This window comes from Clostridioides sp. ZZV15-6383 (assembly GCF_020657735.1).
In the GTDB taxonomy this organism is placed as follows: domain Bacteria; phylum Bacillota; class Clostridia; order Peptostreptococcales; family Peptostreptococcaceae; genus Clostridioides; species Clostridioides difficile_D.
Genome location: NZ_JAGWCV010000093.1, coordinates 1 through 7,048, shown reverse-complemented (window position 1 = coordinate 7,048; position 7,048 = coordinate 1). Strand labels below are relative to the sequence as shown.

The window sequence follows — 7,048 nt, the reverse complement described above, 5'->3', positions numbered from 1 at the left end:
ACTACAGATTATACATATGCCACTGCTCCAGCTAATGTTAGAAAAATTTATGAAGAAAAATGTAAAAAAATAGGCAAAAAACCCAAAGATTCTGATAAAATAGAAATATCTAATGCATATTCTACAATAGAGTAATATTCAGTTGGATATAACATATATAGTAGTTTATTAAATTTTTTAGATCTTTATTTAGAACCGAAATAAAATATTTTTTAAAACTTAAAAGTCACTAAAATGAACTATACCCACTGTTTTATACAGTTAAAACATGTAAAATTAATTATAAAGTACTAGTGTCAATCATTAGTACTTTTTTTATTATATTCATATAATTAATATCTATATTTTAAAGTTTACTATCTAAAAAAGAAAACGTCAAATAAAGCCCTAGATATTTAAAAATTTTTAGAGCTACTTAAAATAAATTATGCTATCTCTATACTTAAATATTTCCTAAATTCAAGTGGAGACATAGAATTTAATCTCTTTTGATATCTAAAATTATTATAGTAATATATATAATCCTCTATTGCTTTGACTAATTGTTCGTATGTATCAAATTTTCTTAAATAGTACATTTCCACCTTTAAAATTCCCCAAAATCCTTCGATAGGAGCATTGTCAATACAACGATCAACTCTTGACATACTTTGTATCATGCCTTGTGCTAAAAGTTTCGATTTAAACACCTTACTAGTATACTAAAAACCACTATCACTATGAAAAATAGGCTTTGAATTCGGATATAGTTTTATTACTTTATTAAAAGTTTCGAACACCAAGTTATTGTTGTTTGATTTTCCAATAACATATGAAATTATACTTCTATCACCTAAATCTAGAATTGCACTTAAACAGGCCTTCGTCCCATTGGTTAATTTAAATTCAGTTACATCTGTTAACCATTTTTGAGAGGTTTTATCTGCACTAAATTTTCTACTTAATAGATTTTCAGCGATTACTTCTGGTGTACATTTAACATAACTAAATTTCTTTTTTCTACAAACAGGCCTTAAGCCTACGGCTCTCATTAGTCTGTACACTCTCTTGTGATTGACATTAAGTTTATACTCTCTCTGCTTAACTGCAGAGTCATCCTTAAAGAGCCAAAAACCCCATTCTTTTCTTCATATATCTTAGTTATCAAAGTTACTAATTTAATGTTTTCAAGTTCTAAATTGCTTTTATCTCGATTGAGCCATTTATAGTATCCAGAACGATTTACTTTAACAATTTCACATAATTTGATAAGCGAAGCTTTTCTTCATTGAATAATGATTGAATTACTTTATATTTATCTTCATTCTGGGATAGTGCAATTACCACCCTCTTTCTATGTTTTTAACCTTTTTAAAAATTCATTCTCCAGTTGTAATTTATGTTTTTCCACTTTTAGAATTTTCAATTCCAACTTTACCTTATCTAATTGAGTCAACTCATTTTCTTTTTTTGTTTTGCCTCTTCGGTCTTCTAATCCAGATATCCCTTTATCTTTATATTTAAGTGTCCATCTTCTAACTTGACTGTATGAAACAGAATGTTTTTTTGCTATCAAATTGTAATTAAAATCATGTTCAATACAATCTTGAACAATTACAACTCTTTCATCTAAGGTTATTTTTCTAGTCTCCATAAAGAGCCCTCCCCTCGGGGTTTCTTTTATCTCCTTATGAATATTATACTCCTTAACCCAAGTTTTTAGTGGATTAACAGATCTCATTTTATATTTTTTTGCTATTGTGTCATAAGAGCCTTCACCATTTAGATAAGCCTCTATAGCATTTAACTTAAACTCTTTAGAGTAGCATGATTTACAACCTTGTTTAATTAAGCCATCATTTCCGAAAGTTTCATAATTTCGCATCCACTCTCTGAATGTATGTTTTCCAATATTTAATTCTTCCATTATTTTTATTACTGTATTTTCATCCTTTAAATATGATTCAATTGCTTCGATTTTTTCTCTGATGATATCTTAGTTTTGAACATAGCAAAAACCTCCTAGTTTTAGACAGTTTTACATATTTTAACTGTCTCCTAAGAGGGGTATAGCTCACTTTTATTATACCACAAATTAAAAATGTTAACACAAAACTTTTTAAATACATATTTATTATTGTTCTAAAAATTGCATGGTAATAATTGGATTTGATTGTATAAAATTATTGTAGTAATATTTAGTTAAACAAATAAGTGTACATACTATACAATCTCAATTAAAGAAGATACGTATTCTAAGTTTATATCAAAGAAAATACATACGCTTTTAGATTGTAATTCTATAAAAAGCCTTTTGACATTATTATCTCAGAAAGAATTAACAGATGAAAAAACAACCTCATTAGAAGAATGGATAAAAAACTGGGAATAAGATGACTAAAGATTACATATACTATTTCTTAAATCAAAAATTTTAATATGATTTATCATACATACAATTTATATAGAAAATGTAATTTTAATTTTCTATTTTTGACACTGTAATATATATAATCTTGATATACTTAACTAAAAATCTGGATTTTACATACCAAATTGATTTCTTATTTCTCTATCTTTACGCATTGCTTCTTTCATATATTTTAAAACATCAACAAGCATTCTAACTTCATACTCATCACAGTCGTTAAAAATTTCTTTAGCTTCTCCCTCAAATATAATTTTAGAATTTAGTACATTGTCACATAATAATTCATCTATTGTAACAGAAAGAATATTAGCAATATTAATTAATACAGGTAAACTTACTTTAGTTTTTCCAGTTTCAATGTTACTCATATGAGATGGTGTTATGTCTATTTTTTTGTAACTACTTCCTGATTCACATTTTCTTAATCCTTGCAATTTTAATTCTTTTTCCTATTTCCGTTTTTTATATTGTAACCATTTGCAGAGTATAATATAATAATCTATATACATGAATAATTTATACAAGACATTCTAATCTTCAATAATTTTTAAAAATTATTGAAGATTAGATATCTGCCCCACCATAAGAATTTGTCTGTAAGAAATTAAAAATCTAATTGTTACTTAGCTTGAATTAGAAAGGGTTGTTTATATGTTGATACAAAAAATACCACAAGCAAAATTGAAAATAATAAAATTTATTTGGAAAAAAATGATGAAGTAACTTATAAAGAAGTTGTTGAAGCTATGAAAAATGAATATGATTGGAAACAAACAACTACACTAGCACTTCTATCCAGACTTGTTAAAAGAAAATTTTTATCAGCTGAAAAAATTAACAAATACACACATTACAAAATTATAATTGAAAATAGAGAATACATAAATTTTGAAACTAAAAATTTTATGAATAACATACATAATAGCTCACTGGAAAGTTTAATTAGTTCTTTAAAAGGTTACTCAATTTAGTATAATGTTGATATATAGAATTAGAATTTGTTGTGCCAAACATGGAAAAGACATTCGGCAATTTAGAATTTGCATGAGATAGCGAGGTTGTACAGCACAGGATCAACAGACGTTTAACGGGAGTGTCCCAAAGTTACAAGCTTTACAGTGATGTGTATAGAGCCAAAGAAATTATCATGATGCTTCCTGCTAAAGCTGGGAAAAAGAATTTTCAGCCAGAGTAGAAAATAAAAACGACAAATCTAATTGATGAAGGTAACTTTATGAAAAAGATAGCAGTTCTATTTGTTATGCTTATAAGTATTGCTGGTTTGACAGCGTCTGCAAGTGATAACGCGAATACTCTTAACACATCAGGCGATGATAAAGCGACCATTAAAATAGAATTAGATAAGGATTATGATGATACAGACCCCTTTGTTAATGAAAAACTATTTTGTGTATCTAAAAATTTGGACGCTTTAATTGCTGATGGAACTTTCAAAATGGATGGTGAAAGCGGAATTTTAGAAGTAAAAAATAACAAAACAAATGAAGTCTTATGGAGTAATACATGGGAAGGAAATGTTAAGTCAGAAACCTTTCCCATTTCACTTGAAAATCTAAAAAAATATAGTGAGTATGTTGTATGTTTTACAGGGAGAAAAATAAACTATAGAGTCTAGAAATATTTATGTGTATTCTTTAAATAAAAATTTATTTTTTAAATGATAATTAAATTTTTACTGATAAGACTATGGTTTTAAAAATCATAGCCTTATTTTGACATTTTTCCATTTTTGCAAAAATTATTATTCCTTTAAGAAAATTTCTTAATTTTTTTTAAATATTGCTTTATTAATTTAGAGTTAAGTTTCTTTTTTCAAAATAAATACTTAAATGAGCTAAAATTTGAGTCCAATTTCTAATTTTCTGAGTCCATTTTTCAGAAATATCCATAGTTGCTAAGTATAGTGATTTGTGCAAAAAATTATCTGAAGGAAAGATAGACTTTGATTTAGTAACTTTTATTAATAATCTATTGTAACTTTCCATTGAATTTGTAGTATATATCAATCTTCTTATCTCTTGAGGATATTTAAAATATGTTGCTAGTTCATTCCAATTGCTTCACCAACTTCTTAATGCTATCGCATATTGATTATCCCATTTTTCCTCTAAGAGCGATAGCTCACTTAACGCTACCTCTTCTGTAATTGCAGGCAGCATATACTTTCTTTAAATCTTTTGCAAATTCTTTTCTATTTTTATATGATACGTAATTTAAAATATTTCTAATTTGATGCACAACATATCTTTGTATTTCAGTATCAAGAAATACTGCTTTAATCGCATCAGAAAATCCAACTAGTCAGTCTAAAGAAGCTATTAATATACCCTTAACTCCTCTGCGTCTAATATCTGTAAACACCTCTAATCAATACTTTGAACTTTCATTGCCTCCAATCCATATTCCTAAACCTCCTTTAGCCCTTCTAAGTTAATACCTATAGCTATATATGCTGCTTTTTTTATTATTCTATCTTCACTTCTAACTTTATAATGTATGGCATCCATAAATACAATTGGATAAATCATATCAAGTGGTCTCTTTTGCCATTCATGAGCTAAAGGCATAGCTCTATCAGTAATTTTAGCTATTAGTGATTTATCCATACCTAGACTTTTACTTAAATCTTTTTACTTACTCTTGTATACTTCTGTAATTTTCGATTTTCTCTTAGGCTCTATTTTACTTTGAGAAACATATCCTAATTGAGATGTTCCTTTTGACACTGCTCGTAGTCTTATTCCTAAGAAATCCGATCCATTCTTTCTTAAATTAGTTACTTTACTTTTTTCTTCACTAATTTCTAAATCAAGCATATCATTCAACCAAAGTTCGGAAGCCATAAATAATTTCTTAGCATTTGTTCTGTTATCAGTAAATATCTTAAAGTCATCTGCATATCTAACAATATAACATGGTTTTAACTTACTATTTTTAAGCGCAACTATCTTAGAACTTGGTTGTTTGTATATGTGATTAGTAGTTTTAGTTTCCCATTGGTTGGAAATCCACCAATCAAATTCATTAAGTACAATATTTGCAAGTAGTGGAGATAAGATTCCTCCTTGTGGTATACCTTTAGTTGGTATACCCTAACCTACCATTTCTGCTTTTAACATTTTACTTATTATGCACAATAATTTCTTATCTCTTACACCAATAGTCCAAAGTTGTTTCATTAATTCACCATGATTTACATTGTCAAAGAACCCTTTTATATCTATATCAACTACAAAATGATTTTTGATATGATTGATTAGATGCTGACATCTTGCAATTGCATGATGTGTACTTCTGTTAGGTCTAAACCCAAAACTTGATTTATTGAATTTACCTTCACATATGGGTTCTAATATTTGTAAGATACATTGTTGAATAAGTCTATCTTCAATTGTAGGTATTCCTAATGATCTTTGTTTTCCATTGCTTTTTGGCATGAACACTATTCTTACAGGATTAGGTTTGTAATAACTTAATCTCTGTCGTACAGTATTTATTAATTTGTCTTTAGATAAATGTTCTAAATATTTAATAGTGTGTCTATTAATACCTTTTGTTTTGCTACCAGTATTTCTTTTTATTGTTCTATATGCCTTCATAATGTTATCTTCATTTATGATTAATTCATACAGTTTATCAAAATATCTGCCTTCGCTTGATTTCTTATACAAATCATCTAATATTTTTTGTTGTCCATAGTATTTATTATTTCTTAGAACTTTTCTTTTCTTAATCTTTTGTGAACTATACCCCTCTTAGGAAACAGTTAAAATATGCATTATTAAAGCCACTCAGAAGAGTGGCTTTAAAGCCCTTAAAAAACATTTGATTTTATCTTTAAATATAAACTATAAAATTACATATCTAAAAGATTTGCCATTCTGTCAAATGTGCTATATCCAACAATCCCATCTGAAGTTAGTGCATATGCTCTTTGAAATCTTTTTACTGCATCATATGTATCATTTCCAAATAAACTATCTATTTGTACTTTATATCCAACATCACATAACATAAGTTGAGCACAATGTACATTATTGCCACTTGTTACATATCCAAAGCCTACAAGTGTTCTTGTACTTATAGTATAATTTTTATCACCTGTGATTTTTATTGTTGCTTTATTAGGGTCATAAGTACCACGATAATTTGAATAAGTTCCAATATCATATTCATCTAATTTAAGTAAATTTGAATCTATTGGTATAAAAATTTCCGCATCTGGTTCAGATGTTATATTTAAAGCTCTACATTTTTCATCATAAGTATCTTTTATTTGCTGTGGAGCATCTTTATATATATACTTATATACATTTATTTCAAAATTAATTATTTTATCTTCAGATTTAGTTTCACCTCCTTGTGTTTCTGTGTCTGCAAAAGCTGTATTTGTAAATACAAGCATTAAACAACAAATTACTACTAGTGTTTTCTTTAATCTCTTTAACATAATGTCCCCCTAAAAATATTATTTTTCTATTGCAATCTATTTGTAGAATATGCATTAGATATTTCTATTTTATCAGAATCTTTGGGTTTTTTGCCTATTTTTTTACATTTTTCTTCATAAATTTTTCTAACATTAGCTGGAGCAGTGGCATATGTATAATCTGTAGT

Annotated in this window: 8 protein-coding genes and 7 pseudogenes; 4 read left to right on the top strand and 11 right to left on the bottom strand. The window is 27.3% G+C overall.

What is annotated here, in order from left to right:
- Positions 1-135, top strand: a pseudogene (locus KGF42_RS20625) (peptidase M56); the annotation flags it as partial.
- A gap of 290 nt (positions 136-425) precedes the next feature.
- On the opposite strand, the gene KGF42_RS18400 reads toward KGF42_RS20625, so the two are convergent.
- The 5 genes and pseudogenes from KGF42_RS18400 to KGF42_RS18385 all read right to left on the bottom strand — a co-directional run bounded on the left by KGF42_RS18400 (position 426) and on the right by KGF42_RS18385 (position 2,844).
- A complete protein-coding gene (locus KGF42_RS18400; RefSeq protein WP_227826848.1) occupies positions 426-647 on the bottom strand; it encodes an IS3 family transposase in 222 nt (73 codons plus the stop codon).
- A 54-nt stretch (positions 648-701) separates the two neighbouring features.
- A complete protein-coding gene (locus KGF42_RS18395; protein ID WP_413927046.1) occupies positions 702-959 on the bottom strand; it encodes a DDE-type integrase/transposase/recombinase in 258 nt (85 codons plus the stop codon).
- 42 nt (positions 960-1,001) lie between these two features.
- Positions 1,002-1,067, bottom strand: a pseudogene (locus KGF42_RS20620) (IS3 family transposase); the annotation flags it as partial.
- Positions 1,068-1,333: 266 nt separating this feature from the next.
- Positions 1,334-1,906, bottom strand: coding sequence for a transposase (locus KGF42_RS18390; RefSeq protein ID WP_255650998.1), 573 nt, complete (start codon positions 1,904-1,906; stop codon positions 1,334-1,336).
- 617 nt (positions 1,907-2,523) lie between these two features.
- Positions 2,524-2,844, bottom strand: a complete 321-nt coding sequence (locus KGF42_RS18385) for a helix-turn-helix domain-containing protein (RefSeq protein ID WP_227826847.1) — start codon at positions 2,842-2,844, stop codon at positions 2,524-2,526.
- Between the two features lie 217 nt (positions 2,845-3,061).
- Here KGF42_RS18385 and KGF42_RS18380 point away from each other — a divergent pair.
- The 3 genes and pseudogenes from KGF42_RS18380 (at position 3,062) to KGF42_RS18370 (ending at position 4,046) form a co-directional block, all read left to right on the top strand.
- Positions 3,062-3,381: pseudogene (locus KGF42_RS18380) on the top strand (BlaI/MecI/CopY family transcriptional regulator).
- A gap of 14 nt (positions 3,382-3,395) precedes the next feature.
- Positions 3,396-3,593, top strand: a pseudogene (locus tag KGF42_RS18375) (DUF961 family protein); the annotation flags it as partial.
- A 51-nt stretch (positions 3,594-3,644) separates the two neighbouring features.
- Positions 3,645-4,046 carry a DUF4624 family lipoprotein gene (locus KGF42_RS18370; RefSeq protein ID WP_227826846.1) on the top strand — a complete coding sequence of 134 codons (402 nt, stop codon included), beginning with the start codon at positions 3,645-3,647 and terminating at the stop codon, positions 4,044-4,046.
- 172 nt (positions 4,047-4,218) lie between these two features.
- Here KGF42_RS18370 and KGF42_RS20615 read toward each other — a convergent pair.
- The 6 genes and pseudogenes from KGF42_RS20615 to KGF42_RS20600 form a co-directional block, all read right to left on the bottom strand.
- Positions 4,219-4,476: pseudogene (locus KGF42_RS20615) on the bottom strand (transposase); the annotation flags it as partial.
- Between the two features lie 76 nt (positions 4,477-4,552).
- On the bottom strand, positions 4,553-4,669 hold the full coding sequence (locus KGF42_RS20610) for a hypothetical protein (RefSeq protein WP_413927045.1): 117 nt from the start codon (positions 4,667-4,669) through the stop codon (positions 4,553-4,555).
- A 167-nt stretch (positions 4,670-4,836) separates the two neighbouring features.
- On the bottom strand, positions 4,837-5,037 hold the full coding sequence (locus tag KGF42_RS20605; protein ID WP_227826845.1) for a transposase: 201 nt from the start codon (positions 5,035-5,037) through the stop codon (positions 4,837-4,839).
- 24 nt (positions 5,038-5,061) lie between these two features.
- Positions 5,062-5,868, bottom strand: a pseudogene (locus KGF42_RS18355) (reverse transcriptase domain-containing protein).
- A 419-nt stretch (positions 5,869-6,287) separates the two neighbouring features.
- Positions 6,288-6,881 carry a peptidoglycan-binding domain-containing protein gene (locus KGF42_RS18350; protein ID WP_227826844.1) on the bottom strand — a complete coding sequence of 198 codons (594 nt, stop codon included), beginning with the start codon at positions 6,879-6,881 and terminating at the stop codon, positions 6,288-6,290.
- Between the two features lie 26 nt (positions 6,882-6,907).
- Positions 6,908-7,048, bottom strand: a pseudogene (locus KGF42_RS20600) (hypothetical protein); the annotation flags it as partial.